This window comes from Gordonia sp. NB41Y (assembly GCF_030718915.1).
Classification (GTDB): Bacteria; Actinomycetota; Actinomycetes; order Mycobacteriales; family Mycobacteriaceae; genus Gordonia; species Gordonia desulfuricans.
Genome location: NZ_CP132196.1, coordinates 3,362,939 through 3,382,230, shown reverse-complemented (window position 1 = coordinate 3,382,230; position 19,292 = coordinate 3,362,939). Strand labels below are relative to the sequence as shown.

At 68.8% G+C, this 19,292-nt stretch carries 16 protein-coding genes; 12 read left to right on the top strand and 4 right to left on the bottom strand.

The window, feature by feature from the left end:
• Positions 1-19 precede the first annotated feature (19 nt).
• From Q9K23_RS14635 to Q9K23_RS14625, 3 genes are read left to right on the top strand one after another with little or no spacing between them, the layout of a single operon-like run.
• Entirely contained in the window at positions 20-403 is a 384-nt protein-coding gene (locus Q9K23_RS14635; RefSeq protein WP_053776363.1) for a metalloregulator ArsR/SmtB family transcription factor, read from the top strand.
• A 48-nt stretch (positions 404-451) separates the two neighbouring features.
• Complete coding sequence (locus Q9K23_RS14630; RefSeq protein WP_082365704.1) at positions 452-1,906, top strand: AarF/UbiB family protein; 1,455 nt, start codon at positions 452-454, stop codon at positions 1,904-1,906.
• Positions 1,907-1,946: 40 nt separating this feature from the next.
• Positions 1,947-3,398 carry a DUF3068 domain-containing protein gene (locus Q9K23_RS14625; RefSeq protein ID WP_053776302.1) on the top strand — a complete coding sequence of 484 codons (1,452 nt, stop codon included), beginning with the start codon at positions 1,947-1,949 and terminating at the stop codon, positions 3,396-3,398.
• Positions 3,399-3,814: 416 nt separating this feature from the next.
• Here the strand turns inward: Q9K23_RS14625 and Q9K23_RS14620 are convergent, their stop codons facing one another.
• Positions 3,815-4,771 (bottom strand): alpha/beta hydrolase family protein, encoded by a 957-nt coding sequence (locus Q9K23_RS14620; RefSeq protein WP_053776301.1) that lies wholly within the window; start codon positions 4,769-4,771, stop codon positions 3,815-3,817.
• A 359-nt stretch (positions 4,772-5,130) separates the two neighbouring features.
• Here Q9K23_RS14620 and Q9K23_RS14615 point away from each other — a divergent pair, with 359 nt between their 5' ends.
• From Q9K23_RS14615 to Q9K23_RS14580, 8 genes are all read left to right on the top strand, one after another.
• Positions 5,131-6,798, top strand: coding sequence for an FAD-binding dehydrogenase (locus Q9K23_RS14615; protein ID WP_053776300.1), 1,668 nt, complete (start codon positions 5,131-5,133; stop codon positions 6,796-6,798).
• Positions 6,799-6,885: 87 nt separating this feature from the next.
• On the top strand, positions 6,886-7,935 hold the full coding sequence (locus Q9K23_RS14610) for a Dyp-type peroxidase (protein WP_053776362.1): 1,050 nt from the start codon (positions 6,886-6,888) through the stop codon (positions 7,933-7,935).
• Between the two features lie 61 nt (positions 7,936-7,996).
• Complete coding sequence (locus tag Q9K23_RS14605; RefSeq protein WP_020789423.1) at positions 7,997-8,797, top strand: family 1 encapsulin nanocompartment shell protein; 801 nt, start codon at positions 7,997-7,999, stop codon at positions 8,795-8,797.
• Positions 8,794-10,071, top strand: coding sequence for an acetyl-CoA hydrolase/transferase C-terminal domain-containing protein (locus Q9K23_RS14600; protein WP_020789424.1), 1,278 nt, complete (start codon positions 8,794-8,796; stop codon positions 10,069-10,071). The genes Q9K23_RS14605 and Q9K23_RS14600 overlap by 4 nt, the downstream gene beginning before the upstream one ends.
• Before the next feature lie 86 nt (positions 10,072-10,157).
• Positions 10,158-11,891 (top strand): ABC transporter ATP-binding protein, encoded by a 1,734-nt coding sequence (locus Q9K23_RS14595; protein WP_020789422.1) that lies wholly within the window; start codon positions 10,158-10,160, stop codon positions 11,889-11,891.
• On the top strand, positions 11,888-13,834 hold the full coding sequence (locus tag Q9K23_RS14590; protein WP_020789425.1) for an ABC transporter ATP-binding protein: 1,947 nt from the start codon (positions 11,888-11,890) through the stop codon (positions 13,832-13,834). The genes Q9K23_RS14595 and Q9K23_RS14590 overlap by 4 nt, the downstream gene beginning before the upstream one ends.
• A 73-nt stretch (positions 13,835-13,907) precedes the next feature.
• Positions 13,908-14,582: a hypothetical protein gene (locus Q9K23_RS14585; RefSeq protein ID WP_053776299.1), complete on the top strand. Its 675-nt coding sequence runs from the start codon at positions 13,908-13,910 to the stop codon at positions 14,580-14,582.
• A 150-nt stretch (positions 14,583-14,732) separates the two neighbouring features.
• Complete coding sequence (locus tag Q9K23_RS14580) at positions 14,733-15,653, top strand: type IV toxin-antitoxin system AbiEi family antitoxin domain-containing protein (RefSeq protein ID WP_020792249.1); 921 nt, start codon at positions 14,733-14,735, stop codon at positions 15,651-15,653.
• A 120-nt stretch (positions 15,654-15,773) separates the two neighbouring features.
• Here the strand turns inward: Q9K23_RS14580 and Q9K23_RS14575 are convergent, their stop codons facing one another.
• Positions 15,774-16,691, bottom strand: coding sequence for a D-isomer specific 2-hydroxyacid dehydrogenase family protein (locus tag Q9K23_RS14575; RefSeq protein WP_020792247.1), 918 nt, complete (start codon positions 16,689-16,691; stop codon positions 15,774-15,776).
• Positions 16,688-17,164: a ribonuclease HI gene (rnhA, locus tag Q9K23_RS14570; RefSeq protein WP_053776298.1), complete on the bottom strand. Its 477-nt coding sequence runs from the start codon at positions 17,162-17,164 to the stop codon at positions 16,688-16,690. Before rnhA ends, Q9K23_RS14575 begins: the two co-directional genes overlap by 4 nt.
• Positions 17,165-17,259: 95 nt before the next feature.
• Between rnhA and Q9K23_RS14565 the strand changes: the two genes are divergently transcribed.
• Positions 17,260-18,033 (top strand): methyltransferase domain-containing protein, encoded by a 774-nt coding sequence (locus Q9K23_RS14565; RefSeq protein ID WP_020792250.1) that lies wholly within the window; start codon positions 17,260-17,262, stop codon positions 18,031-18,033.
• Between the two features lie 27 nt (positions 18,034-18,060).
• Here the strand turns inward: Q9K23_RS14565 and Q9K23_RS14560 are convergent, their stop codons facing one another.
• A complete protein-coding gene (locus tag Q9K23_RS14560; protein ID WP_053776297.1) occupies positions 18,061-19,272 on the bottom strand; it encodes a citrate synthase in 1,212 nt (403 codons plus the stop codon).
• Positions 19,273-19,292 lie beyond the last annotated feature (20 nt).

Genomic DNA, 19,292 nt, shown 5'->3' with positions numbered 1-19,292 from the left:
GGCGGTGAACGCGGCGATCATGAGCGACGGCACCGACGCCCACCGCACCCCGGCCCCCGATCCCGCAGGTCCCAGCCTGCATCACCCGGTCCAGCCCGACCCGGACCGGCTGGCCGCTGCGTCGTCGACCTTCGGGATGCTCGCCGACCCCACGCGTCTGCACCTGCTCTGGCTGCTGACCACCGGCGAGTTCGACGTCACCGCCCTCACCGAGGCGGTGGGGGCGTCACGGACGGCGGTGAGTCAACACCTGGCGAAGCTCCGATTCACCGGCCTGGTCGAGACCCGCCGGGACGGTCGCCGGGTGATCTACCGCATCCGCGACGGACACATGACACGCCTGATCGGGGAGGCGATCAACCTCGCCGACCACAAGATCACCGGTGAACCCGCCCACGAGTGAGCCCCGCGAGGCGCCCCGGTGTCGTTACACTGGCCCGCGGTGACCTCCATGCACAGTCCATCCGCGCGCAGCTCATCCGACCCCGAACCGACCGGACGCCCGACACGCCTCCGGCCGGTGTCGACGATCGCCGAACTCTCCCGGTTCGGGTCCACCGCGATCCATGCGGCGGCAGGACTCGGCCGATTCGCCGTGGGGACCGCCGTCGACGCCGTCCACCTGCGCCTGCCGAGCGCGCAACGCGCCGCACACGAGGTCCGCACCACCTTCGAACACCTCGGCCCCACCTACGTGAAACTCGGCCAGCTCATCGCCTCGAGTCCCGGGGTGTTCACCGAGACCCTCGCCGCAGAGTTCGAGTCCCTACTCGACCAGGTCACCCCGGCCGACCCCGCCGCCGTCCGGGAGGTCTTCGTCGCCGAGCTCGGGCGTCCGCCCGAGGAGGTGTTCGCGACCTTCGATCCCATCCCGATCGCATCGGCCTCGATCGCCCAGGTCCACACCGCCACCCTCACCGACGGCACCGAGGTGGTGGTCAAGATCCAGCGGCCGGGCATCGGCGAGCGACTCGCCCCCGACGTCGCGATCCTGGAACGACTCGCCGGCCTCGCCGAACTGTCCGAGTACGGCCGGATGCTCAGCGCCCGCCACGTGGTGGAGGACTTCGCCGACGGCCTGGCCGCCGAGCTCGACTTCCGCAACGAGGCGGCCACGATGCGCGAATGGTACGAGTGTCTGCGCGACGGCCCCTACGGCAGCCGCGTGCGGGTGCCCGAGGTGTACGACGAGTACAGCGGCGCACGGGTGCTCACCATGGAACGCGTCTACGCCGTCCGGATCGACGACGCGGCGGCGGTCCGCGCGGCCGGCCACGACGGTGTGGCACTGTGCCGCAACCTGCTGCTGTCGCTGCTGGAATCGGCGTTCCACGGCGGACTGTTCCACGGCGACCTGCATGCCGGGAACGTCCTCGTCGACGACACCGGCACGCTGGTGCTGCTCGACTTCGGCATCGTCGGCCGATTCACCCCGCGGACCCGCCGCATCCTCCGGCAACTCGTCGTCGACCTGATCGTGCGCAACGACTACGAGTCGGCGGGCCGGGCCATCTTCCTGCTCGGCGCGGTGCGACGCCCCGGATCGACCGCTCAGGGCGGGGCCGACATCCAGAAGGTCGCCGCACCGTTGTCGACCACCGATCTCGGGTCGATGAGCTACACCGACCTGGGCCGACAGCTCGCCGCGGTGGCCCGCGCCCACGACGCCCGCCTGCCCCGGGAGCTGGTCCTGGTGGGCAAACAACTGCTCTACGTGGAGAAGTACATGAAGCTGCTCGCACCCCGCTGGAAGGCGATGAGCGACCGCGAGATCTACGGCTACATGGCCGGGATCATGAAGGAGGCCGAGCGTGATCGCCGATCCGCCACTCCCGACATCGACGGGCGCTACCCGGACAGTGGCCAGACCCCGGTTAGGGTGGTGCAACGAAATCGGGCAGAGTGACCGCCCGATACTGCCGAGCTGAGAGGCACAGGAGCCGACAATGAAGCGAGTCTTGCCGGCGGTGCTGGCGTTCTTCGGAATCGCCTGCATCACCGCGGCGATCGCCGTTCCCGCCTGGCTGGTCCCCCAGCTCCGCGTGGTCCCGCTCGATCTCGACATCACCTCCGACGCCACCACCGTCGCCACCGACGGTTCCCCCGGCGAGCGTTTCCCGGCGGTGATCTTCGACCGGTGTTCGGTGGGCGAGGCCAAGGCGCAGACCTTCGGCGCGCATCTGACCCAGCAGCGCCGATCGGTGATCATCGAGCCGTCCGACAGCCGGCAGGCCACGGTGCAGTCGGCGCAGACGGTCCAGATCGACCGGATCCGCACCGCGAACGGTGAAGAGGTCACGCCGCCCGGACCGAACACCTCCGGTGATCTCACCTGCGCGTCGGGGTTGCTCACCGCGACCATCGACCGGGTGTCGCTGAACCGTAAGACGTCGGTGCCCAACGGCACGGTCAGCTCGCTGCAGCTCGAGGCCGCACCGGAGGGTGTCGACCCGAAGGACGTGTCGGTCCAGCTGACCAACCGCAAGGGATTCCAGTACAAGTTCGGGTTCGACGTGCAGCAGCGCTCCTACCTGTACTACGACACCAACACCCGCCAGGACACCGAGGCCAAGTTCGTCGGCGAGGAGACCATCAAGGGTGTCAAGACCTACCACTTCGTCACCGAGGTCCCCGAGACCGACCTGTCGAGCCTGCCCAACCCGCAGAACGAGGCGGCCCTGGGCACCATGCTGACCATGCCGGCCAAGTGGTGGGGCATCACCGGGACCGGGGTCAAGCCCAACGACTCGATCAACATGCATCGCTACGCCACCGCGACCCGCCACGTGTGGGTGGAGCCGGCGACCGGCACCATCGTCGACGGCCGTGAGGACCAGCACCAGTACTTCCGTTCACCGGACCAGAGCGACGACACCGCCCAGCCGATCCGCGACTTCCGCCTGGACGCGCTGAAGGCCACCTTCAAGTGGTCCGACGAGACCGTCACCCAGCAGGCCGCACGCGCCGACAAGTACGACGGCCAGCTGCGTCTCGGCGGGTTCTGGCTGCCGTTGATCCTCGGCATCGTCGGCGCCCTGCTGGTGCTCGCCTGGCTGTTCCTGTTCTGGCGGGGCCGCTCGGCGAGGTCCGGTGAGCCGGGTTCGGACGAACCGCTCGACGGCGACGCCTACGCAGCGGATGGCGATGCCGAAGGCGTCGCGGCAGACGAGTCGGCGACCGAGGTGGTCGAGCGTCCGGACGCACGCACCGTCGCCGAGCCGGCCGCGGGTGCCCCGACCGTCGTCCTGGGCAAGTCGCCGGCGCCCGCCGCCGGTGACGGTGACGCCACCGACGACGGCTACATGTGGGACCGCCCGACGCAGCGCATCCCGAAGGTCGACGGTCCGGCGCCGCGGACCGACGGCGACTTCGGTCCGGTCGACCGGCCGGAACGCTGATCCCACCGCGCGGGTAGCCGCGGTCATCAGACGACAGGGCCCGGGGCACATCATGTGCCCCGGGCCCTGTGTCGTCGGTACCCCCGGTGTCGTCGGTACCCCCTGTGTCGTCCGTACCCCCTGTGTCGTCCGTACCCCCGTGCCGTCCTGGGACCCGGTTCGTATCCCCGTGCCGTCCGGTGTGCGCCTGTGGCGTCCTCTGTGCCGTCCGGTGCCCTGTGGCGTCCCCTGGTGCCGTCCGGTGCCCTGTGGCGTCCTGACGGGACGACCGGGACGTCCGGAGGGTGGGCCGGGTGCGCGTAGAGGCGGGCGCCGATACCTAACCGACGGTCACAGCAGACGACGAGGGCCGGTGATCATGTGATCACCGGCCCTCGTCGTGGATCTGGCGCCTCGTCAGAGGCCTACCCCGTGGCTCAGAAGAACGCCGGGGCGAAGGTGGACCGCCAGGACTGCTTGAAGTCGTCCTGCCAGTAGTCCCACCAGTGCGAACCATCCGGGGTGATGCGGGTGGTGAGCTTGACCGGCAGGGTCTTGAGGCGAGCGATGTAGAGCTGGCTGCTGGTCGACGCGGCGACCTCCAGCGGGATCATCTGCGCGAACTTGACCGCGTTGAATCCGGCGGCACCCGGGGTCAGCGACGAGTCGTAGCGGCTGCCGACACCGGTGCCGGCCGAGACGAAGACACGCTTGCCGGACAGGTTGGCCGCCGACAGGAACGGGTCGTTCTGGAACCATTCACCGGCCGGGTAGAAGCCCCACATGTTGGTGGGGTTGCCGCCCATCTCGATCACCGACGCCTGGATGCCCTGGGTGAAGCCCGGCATGGTGACGGTGGGGTAGCCGCTGTAGGACGCGACGGCCTTGTAGAAGTTCGGGTGGCGCGAGGCCAGGTTCAGCGCCGAGGTGCCCGACATCGACAGACCGGCGATGCCGTTGCGGCGGTTGTCGCTGCCGTGGTTCTTCGCCATGTAGGCGGGCAACTCGCGGGTCAGGAAGGTCTCCCACTTGTTGACGCCGAGGGTCGGGTCGGTCTTCTGCCAGTCGGTGTAGAAGCTGCCGCCGCCACCGAACGGGATCACCACGTTGGTGCCCTTGCCGGCCATCCAGCCGGCGACGCTGGTGTTGATCAGCCAGCCGCTGTTGTTGGCCGGCGCGCGCAGGCCGTCGAGCAGGTACAGCGTCGGCTTGTTGGAGCCGCCGGCCGAGACGATGCACACCGGGACACTGCGGTGCATGGCGTTGGAGTAGACGCGCTCGACGTTGCAGCCGCGGGCTGCCTGAGCGGTCGGCGCGGCGACCATGGTGACACCGGTGGCAGCGACCAGCGCCACGAGTCCGGCGACCAGGCGCTTACGGGCGCGAGTCAGCATGTTTCAGTCGTTCCTTACGATCGGCGCCCGGGCGGGCTCGTCATTCGGCTGTTCCGGGATCTCGGCCCTCCACGGTCACGGCGATGCGCCGCCGGAGACCGATCCCCATCGCGGGTGATAGTAACGGCTGCATAACGCCTCGGCAAAGGCTGGCGAGCCCGTTCAGCGTAACCACGCCGCCGGTGACGGGCATCACCTGCAACGATCACGGTCGCGCGTCGAATTGATCACACCGCCGGGCTCGGACGGGCATGTCCGAAATGCCCTGACATGGGTTTCGCGTGTCGTCCCATCGATGTCGCCGCCACCGCGACGCACCACGATTAGTGTCTGTGCCAACGCTCCCGAGGAGGTCCCGCGTGACACAACAGCAGGCCGACGCCATCGTCGTCGGAGCCGGATTGGCCGGTCTCGTCGCCACCTATGAACTCACCCAGGCCGGCCGCAAGGTGATCGTGGTCGACCAGGAGAACCGCAACAATCTCGGCGGGCAGGCGTTCTGGTCGCTGGGCGGACTGTTCCTGGTCGACTCGCCCGAACAACGACGGCTCGGCATCCACGACTCCGCCGAACTCGCCCTGCAGGACTGGATGGGATCGGCCGGCTTCGACCGCGAGGACGAGGACTACTGGCCGCGGCAGTGGGCGCGCGCCTACATCGACTTCGCCGCCACCGAGAAGCGGCAGTACCTGCACGATCTGGGCCTGCGGATCACCCCCGTGGTCGGATGGGCCGAGCGCGGCGGCGGCTTCGCCGACGGCCACGGCAACTCGGTCCCGCGCTTCCACCTCACCTGGGGCACCGGTCCCGAGGTGGTCCGGGTGTTCGCCGAGCCGGTACTCGAGGCCGAACGGCGCGGGCTGGTGGAGTTCCGCTTCCGTCACCGCGTCGACGAACTGATCGTCGACGACGGCGCGGCCACCGGGGTCCGCGGCGCGCTGCTGGAGGCGAGCGACCTCGACCGTGGGGTGGCCTCGGGCCGCGAGGTGGTCGGCGAGTTCGAGATCCGGGCCGACGCGGTGATCGTGACCAGCGGCGGCATCGGCCACAACCACGACCTGGTCCGCAAGAACTGGCCGACCGATCGGCTCGGCCCCGCCCCCGAGAAGATGATCTCCGGCGTACCGGCTTACGTCGACGGCCGCATGCTCGCCATCACCGAGGACGCCGGTGCCAGTCTGGTCAACCGCGACCGCATGTGGAACTACACCGAGGGCATCGTCAACTGGGATCCGATCTGGCCCGACCACGCCATCCGGATCATCCCGGGGCCGTCGTCGCTGTGGCTGGACGCCAACGGCGACCGCCTCCCGGCACCGAATTTCCCCGGCTTCGACACCAACTCGACGATGAAGGCGATCCTGGCGACCGGCCACGACTACTCGTGGTTCATCCTCACCCAGTCGATCATCGAGAAGGAGTTCGCGCTGTCGGGGTCCGAGCAGAATCCCGACATCACCGGCAAGGACCTGAAGTTCGCCGCCAAGAGCCGTCTGGCCAAGGGCGCACCCGGACCGGTCGCCGCCTTCGTCGAGCACGGCGAGGACTTCGTGGTGGCCGACAACCTCGCCGAACTCGTCACCCGGATGAACGGGATCGCCCGCGGCCCGCAGCTGGATCTGCGCAAGATCGAACGGGTGGTGTCCGCACGCGACGCACAGGTCGCCAACAAGTACTCCAAGGACGCGCAGATGATGGCCATCACCAATGCGCGCCAGTATCTCGGCGACAAGGTGGTGCGGGTCGCCAAGCCACACCGCCTGCTCGATCCCGCGCACGGCCCGTTGATCGCGGTGCGACTCAACATCCTCACCCGCAAGACCCTCGGCGGCCTGGAGACCAACCTGGACTCGGCGGTGATGCGCACCGACGGCACCGTCTTCGACGGTCTGTACGCCGCCGGTGAGGTCGCGGGCTTCGGCGGGGGTGGCGTGCACGGCTACAACGCGCTGGAGGGCACCTTCCTGGGCGGCTGCATCTTCTCCGGTCGCGCCGCCGGGCGGGCCGTGGCCCGACGCCGGCCCTGACCGAGATGCCGCCGACCGCACCGGCCCGGACAGAAGTACGCCGAAGGTCCCGGGTGAACCCGGACGAGAAGGACTAGGGTGGATCGGGTGCCGGTACCGCAGACGATCCTGACACGGAAGACCAAACAAGCCCTGTTCCTGGTCCTGACCATCGACACCGGTGGCGTGGACACCGTCCGGGATTTCCTGGGCGAGTTGGGGTCCCGCATCAACTCGGTGTCGTCACGGGCACCGGAGCAGGCCCTGACCGCGATCGTCTCGATCGGTTCGGACGCCTGGGACCGGCTGTTCACCGGTCCGCGGCCCCGTTTCCTGCACCCGTTCGTCGAGGTCGCCGGCGAGGTGCACACCGCCCCGGCCACCCCCGGCGACCTGCTGATCCACATCAAGTCCGATCAGGCCGACCTCTGCTACGAGCTGGGCCGGCTGCTGATGGCCGACCTCGGTGACGCGGTCACCACCGTCGACGAGGTACACGGCTTCCGCTATTTCGATCTCCGCGATCTGATCGGCTTCGTCGACGGCACCGAGAACCCGGTGGGCCAGGCGGCGATCGACGCCATCACCGTCGGCGACGAGGACCCGGCGTTCGCCGGCGGCAGCTACGTCGCCGTCCAGCGCTACATCCACGACTTCGCCGCCTGGAACGCACTGGGCGTCACCGGGCAGGAAAATGCCATCGGCCGAACCAAACTCGACAACGTCGAGATGTCCGACGAGGTCAAGCCGACGAATTCGCACATCGCCCTGAACGTGGTCACCGACGCCGACGGCGAGGAGATCGAGATCGTGCGCGACAACATGCCCTACGGCGACGTCTCCGGCTCCGGCGAGGCCGGTACCTTCTTCATCGCGTACTCGTCGTCGCCGGAGATCACCGAGACGATGCTGCGCCGGATGTTCGTCGGCGAGCCGGTCGGCAACCACGACCGGCTGCTCGATTTCACCACCGCGGTGACCGGGGCGCAGTTCTTCACCCCGACAACCGATTTCCTGGAGGACCTACCGGCGGCACCCGCGCCTGCCGACGACTCCGCCGACGAGGACACCGCCACCACCGACACACCTCCGGCGGTTCCCATCCCCACCCGCCCACGCCCCGCGGACGGGTCGCTGGGTATCGGCTCCCTGCACTGAACCGACCGGCCGAGACCGCACCGCACACCGACCCACCCCGCCGAAACACAAGGAGCGCATCATGAACAACCTGCATCGCGAACTCGCCCCGATCTCCGCGTCGGCGTGGGAGGCCATCGAGGAGGAGGCCGCGCGGTCGTTCAAGCGCAGCATCGCCGGACGCCGGCTCGTGGAGGTCAAGGGCCCGTTGGGCCTCGAGGCCTCCTCGGTCACCCGTGGGCACCGCACCAAGATCGACTCCCCCGCCGACGGCATCCTGGCGTTCAGCCGCAACGTGCAGCCGCTGGTGGAGCTCAAGGTGCCGTTCACCGTCACCCGTGAGGCCATCGACGACGTGGATCGCGGTGCGTCCGACTCGGATTGGGATCCGGTGGTCGACGCGGCCCGTCAGCTGGCCCTCGCCGAAGATCGCGCGATCTTCGAAGGCTATGCCGCAGCCGGGATCTCGGGAATCCGGTCGGAGGCCACCGCGAAGCCCATCGCACTACCCGAGGACGTCCGCGACTATCCGGAGGCCTTCAGCCAGGCCCTGTCGACCCTGAAGCTCGCGTCGATCGACGGACCGTACTCGATCGCCGTCTCCGCCCAGGTGTACAACCTGATCAACGAGACCTCCAACCACGGTTACCCGGTGAGCCAGCACATCAAACGACTGATCGACGGTGAGATCGTCTGGGCCCCCGCGATCTCCGGCGCCTTCGTGCTGTCCACCCGCGGCGGCGACTTCGAGCTGACCATCGGCCAGGACGTGTCGATCGGCTACGACTCGCACGACGCCGACCGCGTCAACCTGTACTTCCAGGAGTCGTTCACCTTCCTCGCCTACACCGGAGAAGCCGCCGTCGCCCTGACCCAGGCGTGAGTCCGTCCGGACCGGTCCCCGCGTCGAGGCTGCTCGATCACCTCGAGCCGGGGACGCAGGTGATCGCCCCCATCTTCGTCGGCTGCCCGGAGAGCCTGCTCGACGCCCTCGAGGAGGGCAACGAGCAGCTCACCGGCGTACGCGTGCACGGTATGGGCGAGTACGACGAGCGGGCCTACATCCGTGGCGAGTTCGGTGACCGGCTGCGTCATGTGGGCTACTACCTCGGGCCGGGCACCCGCGGCGCCTTCGCGCGCGGTGAGTGCGACCTGGTCCCGAACCACTTCTCCGAGATGCCGTTGCTGCTGCGTGCACTCGACGGCCCGAAGGTGGTCATCGCCGCGGCCAGCCCACCCGACCGGCACGGCTACTTCTCGCTGGGCACCAACGCCGACTACTGCGCGGCCCTGATCGGGGAGGCGCCGTTCTTCCTCGAGGCCAACCGGCAGATGCCGCGGTCCCACGGCGAGAACCAGATCCACATCAGCCAGGTCCTCGGCTGGACCGAGGTCGACCGCCCGCTGTACGAGCAGCCGCCGTCGGCCGGCACCGACCCGCGGGACCGCGCCATCGCCGAGTTCATCGTCGACCGGGTCCCCGACGGCGCATGCATGCAGTTCGGCATCGGCAGCGTCCCCGACACCATCGCCGGTCTGTTGCAAGGACATCGCCGGGATCTGGGCATCCACACCGAGGTGCTCACCGACGGGATCATGCGGCTCGTCGAGTCCGGGACCGCGACCGGCGCCCGCAAGACCCATCACCGCGGACTGGCGGTGGCGACCTTCGCACTCGGCTCGCGGGCGCTCTACGACTGGATCGACGACAATCCGGGCGTGGCGTTGATCCCGGTGGACCAGACCAACGATCCGCGCCGGGTGGGTGCCGAACCGCTGATGGTGTCGGTCAACGCCACCACCGAGGTCGACCTGATGGGTCAGGCGGCCAGCGAGACCATCGCCGGACGGTACTACTCCTCGTCGGGCGGACAGGTCGACTTCGCCCGCGGCGTGCTGTACTCCGAGGGCGGGCAGGGCTTCCTGGTCACCCGGGCCACCACGTCCAAGGGGCTGAGCAAGATCTCGGCGCGACTGTCCCCCGGCAGCGTCGTCACCACCCACAAGAACACCGTCGACCACGTCGTCACCGAGTACGGGGTGGCCCGGCTGCGCGGCCGGTCACTGCGGCAGCGGGCGTCTGCGCTGATCGGGATCGCCGCACCGGAACATCGTGACGATCTCACCCGGCAGGCCCACGAACTCGGCCTGCTGTGACCGTGGACCTGCGCGGTCGCCCGTGAGCCGGAATCCGATGGCCGGGCACCACCGGGAGTTGCTAGCGTCGATCGGGTGAACGCCGTATGTTGACCCAGCTGATCCGCACATACCTCGCCCGCTATCCCTTCCACATGGTCGCGGTGATCGGATTGCAGGCGGTCGCCACCGCGGCCATGCTCTATCTGCCCACCCTCAACGCCGACATCATCGACAAGGGCGTCGCCCTCGGCGACACCGGCTACATCATGAACATCGGCGGGTGGATGCTGCTGGTCACGGTGGTGCAGATCGTGTGCACCCTGGCCTCGCAGTACTTCGGGGCGCGTGCGGCCCTCGGTGCGGGACGCGACATCCGCCACGATCTGCTGCATCGGATCAACACCTTCTCCGCCCGCGAGGTGGGGTCGTTCGGTGCGCCGTCGCTGATCACCCGCACCACCAACGACGTGCAGCAGGTGCAGCTGCTGATCGTGATGAGCACCGCGATCCTGGTGATGGCACCGATCATGTGTGTCGGCGGCATCGCGATGGGAATCCATGTGGCGCCGAGCCTCTGGTGGCTGCTGCTGGTGGCGGTGCCCTTCCTCGGCGTGACGATGTCGGTGATCATCGCGAAGATGATCCCCGGCTTCCGGGCGATGCAGGTACGTCTGGACGCGGTGAACCGCATCCTGCGCGAGCAGGTCACCGGCATCCGGGTGGTGCGCGCCTTCGTCCGGGAACGCCATGAGATGGACCGGTTCTCCGTCGCCAACGACCAGTTGTCGGCGTCGACGCTGCTCGTCGGCCGGCTGATGGCGATGATGCTGCCGTCGGTCATGCTGATCACCAACCTGGCCATCGTCGCGATCATCTGGTTCGGCGGGCATGCGGTCTCCGACGGCACCGTCGAGATCGGTGCGCTCACCGCGCTGATGAGCTACGCGATGCAGATCATGATGTCGGTGATGATGGCCTCGTTCCTGGCGATGATGGCGCCGCGCGCGGCGGTGTGCGCCGAGCGGATCACCGAGGTGCTCGAGACCGAGACATCGGTGCGCCCGCCGGTGCGGTCGGTGGGCTTCACCGACCGCGGGGCGGGTGTCGAGTTCGTCGGCGCCGGTTTCCGCTATCCGCGCGCGGACGAGAACGTGCTCGCCGACATCGACTTCCGGGTCACCCCCGGCACGACCACCGCGATCGTCGGGTCGACCGGATCGGGCAAGACCACCCTGCTCGGTCTGGTACCACGCCTGTTCGACGTCACCGACGGATCGGTGCGGGTGGGCGGAACCGATGTCGCCGAGCTCGATCCGGACGAGCTGAGGTCGGTGATCGGCCTCGTCCCGCAACGCCCGTATCTGTTCTCGGGCACCGTGGCCTCCAATGTGCGGCACGGCAAACCGGACGCCACCGACGACGAGATCTGGGAGGCGCTGCAGGTCGCGCAGGCCGCCGACTTCGTCGCCGCGATGCCCGACGGTCTCGACACCCCGATCGCCCAGGGCGGCACCACCGTCTCCGGTGGCCAGCGTCAGCGCCTGGCGATCGCGCGGGCCCTGATCCGACGTCCTGCGGTGTATCTGTTCGACGACTCGTTCTCCGCGCTGGACCTCACCACGGACGCGAAACTGCGTGCGGCACTGAAGCCGGCGACAGCGGACTCGTCGGTGCTGATCGTCGCACAGCGCATCTCCACCATCGTCGACGCCGACCAGATCGTCGTCCTCGACCGTGGTCGCATCGTCGGCCTGGGCCGGCACGACGCCCTGCTCACCTCCTGCGAGACCTACGCCGAGATCGCGCGCTCGCAGCTGTCGATCGGAGAACCGGCATGACCCGCGGCGGCACACCCGGCGGTCCGGGTCCGGGCCGTGGGCCGATGATGGCCGGACCGGTGCTGGAGAAGGCACATTCGTTCGGGCCGTCGATGAAGCGCCTGGTCACCCGGCTGATGGCGTATCGGCTGCGGATGATCACGGTGTTGTCGGCGATCGTCGGGTCGGTGGTCCTGCTGGCCGTGGCGCCCCGCATCCTCGGCCATGCCACCGACCTGATCTTCAACGGCATCGTCGGCCGCGAGCTGCCCGCCGGGATCTCCAAAGCCGAGGCGGTACAGGGCCTTCGGGACCGCGGGCAGGACACGCTCGCCGACATGGTGTCGGCGATGGATCTCACCCCCGGTGTCGGCATCGACTTCACCGCGGTCGGACAGACCCTGCTGATCGTCGCGGTCTGTTATGCCGCATCGTCGTTGTTGTCGTGGCTGGCGTTCACCGTGCTCAACGTGGTGGTGGTGCGCACCATCACGCAGCTGCGTGCCGAGATCGAGGCCAAGGTGCACCGGCTTCCGTTGCGCTACTACGACGCCTCGGCGCGCGGTGATCTGCTCAGCCGTGTCACCAACGACCTCGACAACCTGTCGCAGAGTCTGCAGCAGACGATCTCGCAGTTCGTGAACTCGGTGCTCACCGTGATCGCGCTGCTGGTGGTGATGATCTGGATCTCGCCGCTGCTGGCGCTGATCGCGGTGGTGACGGTGCCGCTCGCGGTGGTGGCGACCGCGGTGATCGCACGACGTTCCAAGCCGCACTTCATCGCCCAGTGGTCGTCGACCGGAAAGCTCAACGCCCAGATCGAGGAGGCCTTCACCGGCCACGAACTGGTCAAGGTGTTCGGCCGGCAGCGCGAGGTGGAGGACACCTTCGACGAGCGCAACGAGAAGCTGTACCAGTCGAGTTGGCGGGCACAGTTCATCTCCGGCATGGTGATGCCGACGATCATGTTCCTGGGCAACCTGAACTATGTGGCGATCGCGGTGGTCGGCGGTCTGCGGGTGGCGTCGGGCAGTCTGTCGCTCGGCGAGGTGCAGGCGTTCATCCAGTACTCCCGCCAGTTCACCCAGCCGCTCACCCAGATCGGTTCGATGATCAACCTGATGCAGAGCGGGGTGGCGTCGGCGGAGCGGATCTTCGAGATCCTCGACGCCGAGGAGGAGATCGGCGACCCGGACGACCCGCAGTCCCCGGCGGTGTCCCGCGGCGAGATCACCTTCGAGGACGTGTCCTTCCGGTATGGGGAAGACCGGCCGCTGATCGAGGACCTGTCGCTGGTGGCGCGTCCCGGGCACATGGTGGCGATCGTCGGGCCGACCGGTGCGGGCAAGACCACCCTGGTCAACCTGATCATGCGGTTCTACGACGTCGACTCCGGCCGCATCCTGCTCGACGGGGTGGACACCCGGCAGATGACCCGCGACGACCTGCGCGAACGCACCGGCATGGTGTTGCAGGACTCGTGGCTGTTCGGCGGGACCATCTACGACAACATCGCCTACGGCGACCCCACGGCGAGCCGTGCGGAGGTACTCGAGGCGGCGCGGCTGAGCCACGTCGACCACTTCGTGCGTACCCTGCCCGACGGCTACGAGACGGTGCTCGACGACGAGGGCGGCGGTGTCAGCGCCGGTGAGCGGCAGCTGATCACCATCGCGCGGGCGTTCCTGGCCAAGCCGGTCATCCTGATCCTCGACGAGGCGACCAGCTCGGTGGACACGCGCACCGAGCTGCTGATCCAGCAGGCCATGGCCAACCTGCGCGCCGACCGCACCAGCTTCGTGATCGCACACCGGCTTTCGACGATCCGCGACGCCGACACCATCATCGTGATGGAGGACGGGCACATCGTCGAGCAGGGCGATCACGAACAGCTGCTCGCCGCCGAGGGCGCCTACTGCCGGCTCTACCGCAGCCAGTTCGCCGGTGCGATGGACACCGAGTAGCGCGTTCGATCGGGTGAGGCGGGCTCGGGAAACCGTCCCCTGCCCCGTCGCGGGATCTGGGTAGAGTTGTCTCGTGGACCAATTCCTCCACTTCGCGGGCCAGTTCTGGTGGCTGATCTTCCCGATCGGCGCGCTGACCGGTGGCTGGGCCAGGTCGCTTGCGCGGTACAACGAGAAGCGTCGCCAGGACAAGATCGAGCTGGCCCGGATCAAGGCGGCGGCGGCCACCGAACGGCTACGGATCACCCAGGCCGACGCCGCGCAGGTGAAACGCACGCTGGCGCGCCACGACGAGGTCCAGGCCACGTGGTTCGCCTACGAGCTCGACCTCGCCACACTCATCGAGTACCCGATGCTGATCGACATGCGCGAACCGCTCACCCGCGCCTTCCACGAGGCCAAGGTGCGCGCCGACGACCTCCGGCCCCGCCCGGAGGCAACCCTCGACCCGGAGTCCTTCGCCGCCTACCGCGACGCCGTCCAGGCCTACGTCGTGGCCTTCGACGCCGCCGAACGTGAGGCACGCCGGCGCAAGCAGTCCGACTTCTCGCCGATCGAGCGGGAATCCCTCGACCGGGCCCGCAAACTGATCGGGATCGCCGCCGACGACGCCGCCACCCCCGCCGAGCGGCAGGCCGCCTACCGCCGCGCCCGTGCCGAACTCGACGGCCTCATCGACGTCCCGCCACCCGCCGCCGAAGTCCTCGAACGCGGCATCGCCGGCGAACTGGAACGCGGCCACGACTAGGTGCGCGGGCAACCACCAGGTGCGCGGGCAACTACCACTTGCGCGGTAGATCTACCGCGCACCTGACAAGTGCGTGGGGATTTACCCGGCGGCCCTGAGAAATATCGCCGCAAGTGGCACCAGACGACGCCGCGCTGCGTCCAATCCTGCATGACCACGTTCCCGGCCGACACCCACGGCATCCTCCTGCGTCGCGAGGCATTGGCCTCCGGCATCACCGACAACCAACTCGCCCGCGCCGCCAGAAGCGGTCAGCTGGTCCGCATCTGGACCGGCGCCTTCGTGCCGAGGGACCGGCTCCCGGCCAAGGCCGTCGACCTGCACCGGCTCCGGGTCCGCGCCGCGATGGACCACTCCGGTGCAGATCAGGTGGTCAGTCATCAGTCGGCTGCGACGCTGCACGGCTTGGAGATGCTGCTGCCGGACCTCGGCCGCGTCCACGTCACCAACGGAGCCGCCAGGGGAGGGCGCATCGACGCGCACAAACATGTCCACAACGGCGCCCTCGACGCCCAGGAGATCGTCGTCGTCGACGGCATCCGGGTGACCGGCCTGGAGCGCACCGCCGTCGACGTCGCCCGCAGTGTGGGTCAGCTCGCCCCGGCGCTGAGCGTCTGCGATTCCGCTCTGCGCCTCGGCGCCGACCGCGAACTCATGACGCAGATGCTCGCCGGTCGCGGCGCGGGTGTGAACCTCGCGAGATATGCTCTGGGACTCGCCGATCCGTTGTCGGAGAATCCGGCGGAGTCGTGGGGCCGGGCGCAGATGATCGCCGCCGGTCTGCCCGTCCCCGAGTTGCAGCACGCCTTCCACGATGACGACGGCAACCTCTTCGCCCGCGCCGACTACTACTGGGAGGGTCTCGTCGGCGAGTTCGACGGGTTCGTGAAGTACGAGAAACTACTCGGCGCCGACCAGGATGCGTCGGCCGTCGTGGTGGACGAGAAGATCCGCGAGGACAAGATCCGACGATGCGGTGTGGTGGTGATCCGGTGGATCTGGGCGGATCTGACGGCGAACCGCGTCGTCGGCATCCTCACGCCGGAGCTGACCCGGTTGGGGCTGATATGAATCCCCACGCACTTGTCAGGTGCGCGGTAGATCTACCGCGCAGGTGGTAGCCGCCCGCGCAGGTGGTAGTTGCCCGCGCATCTGGTAGCTGCCCGCGCAGGTGAGACAGATCCTCGCGTATCAGTAGTCGCGGTCGGCAGACACGGTCGCGATCAGCGGTTCACCGGCGACGAATGCCTCGATGTTGCGGGCCACGAACGGCGCCATCTCCCGGGTCAGCCCGGATGCCGGGTTCGCCACGTGCGGGGTGATGATGACATTCGGCAACGACCACAGCGGATCGTCGTCGGCGGGCGGTTCGGGATCGGTGACATCCAGTGCGGCACCGGCGATCTCGCCGTCACGCAAGGCCTCGTACAGCGCCTGCTGATCGACCAGTGGTCCCCGCGCGACGTTGACCAGCCAGCAGTGCGACGGCAACGCGGCCAGGCTGGTGGCGTTGATCAGGTGGTGGGTCTCGGCGGTGGCCGGGGCGGCGAGGATCACGTGGTCGGTCGCCGGCCACACCTCGTCCATCCGCGACGACGGCAGCGTGCGCACCGCGCCCTCGACGGGACGCCCGGACCGGTTGACCGCCAGCACGTCGGCACCGCAGGCATGCAACCGCGGCATCAGCGACGCCCCGATACCGCCGGCACCGATGATCGCCACCGTCGCACCGCGCAGGGTGCGCACGGAGGTGTCGATCGGTTCCTTGGCCCAGTGATCGCGCACCGCGGTGTGGATCTGGCGCAGCCCGGCGAGCAGCAGCGCGAGGGCGTGCTCGGCGACGTTCTCGGCGTAGAACCCCGACGCATTGGTCCAGATCCGCTTGTCGTCGATCACCCCGGCCGCGACGAATGCCTCGATCCCGGCGGTTTTGAGCGCCACCCACTCGATGCCGTCCGGCAGTGCCGGGAAGCCGTCGGGACCGCCGAGCCAGATCAGTACGCGCGCCTCGTCGAGGCCGGTCACCCGTGCGCCGGCCTGTTCCACGGCGGCGACGATGTGCTCGTCGGAGAACGGTTCGACGGCGACCGCCAGACCCGCGGCACTCACGACTTCACCGTCCGGGCCGCCGAGGTGGCCAGCTGATCGGCGATCTCGTTGTAGTGGTCGCCGTTGTGGCCCTTCACCCAGCGCCACGTCACCTGGTGCCGCTTCTCCTCCTCGACCAGCCGGCGCCACAGATCCGCGTTCTTCACCGGTTTCTTGTCCTTGGTCTTCCAGCCGTTGGACTGCCATCCGGCCACCCACTTGGTGATGCCGTTCCGGACATAGCTGGAGTCGGTGTAGAGGACGACCGACGACGATCGGGTCAGGGCGGCGAGCCCCTCGATGGCCGCGGTGAGTTCCATCTTGTTGTTGGTGGTGTCCGGATCGGCGCCGGAGATCTCGCGTTCGTGCCCCTTGTACCGCAGCACCGCACCCCATCCGCCGGGCCCCGGATTGCCCAGGCAGGCGCCGTCGGTGGAGATCTCGACGACGTCGTCGCCACCCTGTTCGTCGTCCGGACTGCCGTTGCTCACCATTCCATCGAGATTACCCAGGCGGGTGGTCACGCACGGAAACAACCTGGGTGCGCGCAGCCCTCCCACCGGTCGCCGAATCGCTCTAGGGTGGAGTCATGCCTGTCTGGGATCCAGCACGCTACCTCCAATACGCCGACGCCCGCGCACGCCCGTTCCTCGATCTGATCGCCCAGGTCCCGACCGACCCGGCCACCATCGTCGACCTCGGCTGCGGCCCCGGCCACCTGACCCGTCACCTCCGTGCGAGATGGCCCGACGCACAGATCCTCGGCATCGACTCCTCGGCGGAGATGATCGACGAGGCGCTGCGGGCCAACGCCGATGCGGGCGCCAACTACGACATCGCCGACGCCGACGACTGGGCCCCGTTCGAACCGGTCGACCTGATCCTGTCCAATGCGATGTTCCAGTGGGTCGACAACCAGTTCGAGGTGATCGGCCGGCTGCTCACCCACCTCAACCCGGGTGGCACCTTCGCCGTCCAGGTCCCGAGCAACGCCGACTCCCCCACCCGCACCCTGCTCGCCGACCTCGCCGCCACCGAACCGTATGTCACACATCTGCACGACGTCAGCCGGCTGAGCCTGACCGACCCGATCGACTACCTCGAGTTCTTCAGCGAACGCGGCTTCACCGTCAACGCCTGGGAGACGACCTATCTACACGTCCTGGTCGGCGACGACCCGGTGTACGAGTGGCTGTCGGGGACCGGCGCCCGCCCCTTCCTGCAGGCCCTGCCCGAGGACCTCGCCAAACAGTTCGCCGACGACCTCAAGACCCGCCTGCGTGAAGTGTTCCCGGAGCGGCCGTGGGGCACCACGATGCCGTTCCGCCGGACCTTCGCGGTGGCCACCGCCTTCGAGGGCTGAGCCGGGGGTGCCCGACCCACCGGCAGGTCAACGCGCCTGCGGGTGGACCCCGGTGTAGATGCCCTCGGGCCGGAACCGCAGTCGTGGCGCCCGGTACTCCTCGAGGGCGTGGGCGACCCAGCCGACCATCCGGGCGATCGCGAAGATCGTCTCGGCGGCGTCGGGGCGCATCCGGAACCGGAGGGCGAGCGCGGCCAACGCGAGGTCGGAATTGACGAAGTCGCCCTCGGCGAGCGAGTCGACGACGGCGGCGAGGGCGGCCATCACACGCCGGTCACCGCCGCCGATCCGGCCGAGCATCGCGATCAGGCATTCCGCGCGGGGATCGTGGTGGCGGTAGACGACGTGTCCGGTACCGGGGATCGCCACATCACCGTAGTGCGCCTCGGCGAGCGCAGCGGTCGGGTCGTCGAGCGCACCGGCGAGGAATCGGTACGCCAAAGTGGTTGCGCCGCCGTGCATCGGTCCGTCGAAGGCGCCCAGACCGGCACCGAGCACCGCATACACACTGCCCCGTGCGCTGGCCGCGACGCGGGCGGCGACGGTGCCGGCGGACATGTCGTGGTCGGCGAGCAGGATCAGGGCGGCGTCGAGCAGCCGGGTGGTCGACACCGTCGCCGGCTCGTCGGTCAGTCGCGGCCACAGCCGTTGCGCCAGAGACCCTTCCGACGGTCCGTCACCGATCACGTCGACGGCGGTACCGATCACGGCCGCAGCACGCCGCGTCACCGACTCGTCGTCGATCTTGTGTCGCAGCGGATCTCGCGCACCCAGGAGGTCGACGACGAGCCTGATCCGATCCAGTCCGCGACTCGCCGGCCCGGCGAGGGCACGCACCGACGCCGCGACCGCGGGATCGGCGCCACCGGTCCACCGGCGCTGCCACAGCAACGCGGCGACCCCCTCGAGGGTCTCGTCGCGGGCGAGGTCGGTCGCCGGCACACCGCGGTAGTGGAGCCGATCGTCGCGCAGCAGGGTGAGCTGGGTGGCGATCCGTTCGGCGACACCGGCGGGTGGCCGGTGACGGACGCCGTCGCGGAGCCGTTCCACCTCGTCGACGGCGAACACACTGCCGTCGTGGCCGCTGATCCGCTGACTGTGCAGTCGCCCGCGGCTGACATACGAGTAGATGGTGGATGTCTTGACACCCAACACCTTCGACACCTGATCGGTGGTCAGGTAGTCCCGGCCGTCGTGGCGGATCGGCGTCGGGAATCGGCGGCTGTGCATGCGGTCCACACATTGATTGAATCAACATT

Excerpts from the sequence above, each read along its gene's own strand:
- Q9K23_RS14635 (WP_053776363.1), top strand. The coding sequence starts at position 20 with ATGAGCGACGGCACCGACGCCCACCGCACCCCGGCCCCCGATCCCGCA.
- Q9K23_RS14630 (WP_082365704.1), top strand. The coding sequence starts at position 452 with ATGCACAGTCCATCCGCGCGCAGCTCATCCGACCCCGAACCGACCGGA.
- Q9K23_RS14625 (WP_053776302.1), top strand. The coding sequence starts at position 1,947 with ATGAAGCGAGTCTTGCCGGCGGTGCTGGCGTTCTTCGGAATCGCCTGC.
- Q9K23_RS14620 (WP_053776301.1), bottom strand. The coding sequence starts at position 4,771 with ATGCTGACTCGCGCCCGTAAGCGCCTGGTCGCCGGACTCGTGGCGCTG.
- Q9K23_RS14605 (WP_020789423.1), top strand. The coding sequence starts at position 7,997 with ATGAACAACCTGCATCGCGAACTCGCCCCGATCTCCGCGTCGGCGTGG.
- Q9K23_RS14595 (WP_020789422.1), top strand. The coding sequence starts at position 10,158 with ATGTTGACCCAGCTGATCCGCACATACCTCGCCCGCTATCCCTTCCAC.
- Q9K23_RS14590 (WP_020789425.1), top strand. The coding sequence starts at position 11,888 with ATGACCCGCGGCGGCACACCCGGCGGTCCGGGTCCGGGCCGTGGGCCG.
- Q9K23_RS14580 (WP_020792249.1), top strand. The coding sequence starts at position 14,733 with ATGACCACGTTCCCGGCCGACACCCACGGCATCCTCCTGCGTCGCGAG.
- rnhA (WP_053776298.1), bottom strand. The coding sequence starts at position 17,164 with ATGGTGAGCAACGGCAGTCCGGACGACGAACAGGGTGGCGACGACGTC.
- Q9K23_RS14565 (WP_020792250.1), top strand. The coding sequence starts at position 17,260 with ATGCCTGTCTGGGATCCAGCACGCTACCTCCAATACGCCGACGCCCGC.